The sequence below is a fragment of the Mycobacterium ostraviense genome (genome assembly GCF_002705925.1).
GTDB classification, from domain to species: domain Bacteria; phylum Actinomycetota; class Actinomycetes; order Mycobacteriales; family Mycobacteriaceae; genus Mycobacterium; species Mycobacterium ostraviense.
In genome coordinates, this window is sequence record NZ_NKRE01000014.1 from 1 (window position 1) to 1,675 (window position 1,675).

General features: G+C 63.6%; 1 protein-coding gene. It reads left to right on the forward strand.

Going from position 1 to position 1,675, the window contains the following annotated elements:
• Positions 1-338: 338 nt before the first annotated feature.
• Complete coding sequence (locus tag CDN38_RS27605) at positions 339-1,580, forward strand: IS110 family RNA-guided transposase (RefSeq protein WP_075509738.1); 1,242 nt, start codon at positions 339-341, stop codon at positions 1,578-1,580.
• Positions 1,581-1,675 lie beyond the last annotated feature (95 nt).

The window sequence follows — 1,675 nt, forward strand, 5'->3', positions numbered from 1 at the left end:
GGCTAGTTCCCCAGGGGCGTGTGCCCCGCCGTGGTGCAGGAAAATTGGGGCTCGAGTCACCTTGGCATCCGTTGCGCGTGGTGGTGGATGGCGTTGTTGGGATTGTTCTGTTCAGGGGACACTGACGCGGTGTTTCGGTTGACCCCGGACGCTCTATGGTGCCGGTGAGCCTGCGGGCTAGTTTGGTGGTGGAGGGCATGTTTGTCATCCGCGGGAGCCGTGGATTGTTGCCTGTTGAGCACGCGTGTCAGAATCCTGTTTTCACCCCGTCCTCCCCGGAACACGTTCTTATACAAGCGAGTTCGTATCGGATGTGGTTCCGGGAACGGTGGTGAGTGATGGATGTGGTGCATGCGCGGTGCGCGGGTATCGATATCTCCAAGCGTGACGCGAAGGTGTGTGTGCGAATCCAGGGAGTCGCCAAGAGACGCACCGCGTCGACGGTGACGACGTGGGGTGCGGTGACCAGCCAGATCCTGGCTCTGTGTGAGCACCTGGCTGAGCAGAAGGTCACCTGTGTGGTGATGGAGGCCACCAGCGATTACTGGCGACCCTTCTACTACCTGCTCGAAGAACATTTCCAGGTGATGCTCGTCAACGCCCGCGACGTTCGGAATGTGCCGGGTCGTAAGAGCGACGTGTCCGATGCCGCCTGGCTGGCCGATCTGGGTGCTCACGGGCTGGTGCGGGCCTCGTTCGTGCCGCCAGAGCCGATCCGGGTCCTGCGTGATCTGACGCGTGCCCGCACGGTGATCACCCAGGAACGCACCCGGGAGATCCACCGACTCGAGAAGTTGCTCGAAGATGCCGGGATCAAACTGTCCTCAGTGGCCACCGACATCACCGGGGTGTCGGGTCGGTTGATGCTGGCGGCTCTCATCGAGGGGCGCGAGGATCCCGCGGCCATCGCCGATCTGGCGAAACGTCGGCTGCGGTCGAAGATCCCGGCGTTGACCGAGGCCCTCAACGGCCACTTCAGCGCGCACCACGCGTTCATGGCCCGACTGTTTCTTGACCGGATCGACGCCCATAGCGCCGATATCGATCGCCTCTCGGCTCGCATCGACGAGGCGATGGAACCTTTTCGAGCGGCCCGGGAGCTGTTGTGCAGCATCCCGGGCTTCTCGACGACCATCGCTGAGGTGTTCGTGGCCGAAACCGGCGCCGAGATGGGCGTGTTCCCCACGGCGGGGCATCTGGCGTCGTGGGCGGGCACCGCACCAGGCAAGAACGAGTCCGCCGGTCGGGTGAAATCGACCAAGACCCGCCCTGGAAATCGCTACCTCAAAGGCGCCCTGGGCATCGCGGCGTTGGCAGCGTCTCGTTCCAAGGGAACCTACTTCTCGGCGAAGTACCAGCGGATCGCCGCCCGTCGTGGCCCCATGAAAGCCCTCGTTGCCGTCGAACACGCGATGCTCGTAGCCGCCTGGAACATGCTGCGCAACGGTGCCTTCTACCGTGATCCTGGAGCCGACTACTACACCCGCCGTATCCCAGCCAAAACCAAGGCACGCGCGATCGGACAACTCGAATCGCTGGGCTACCGGGTCACCCTGCAACCCCTGGCCGACACCGCATAACCACACGCACCGGCTCACGAACCCCACCGCCCACCGCCGGCGGGTCACCCCAACCTACGCTTACCGGCTTGTGGTCACCTCTATTTTCGTGTCAG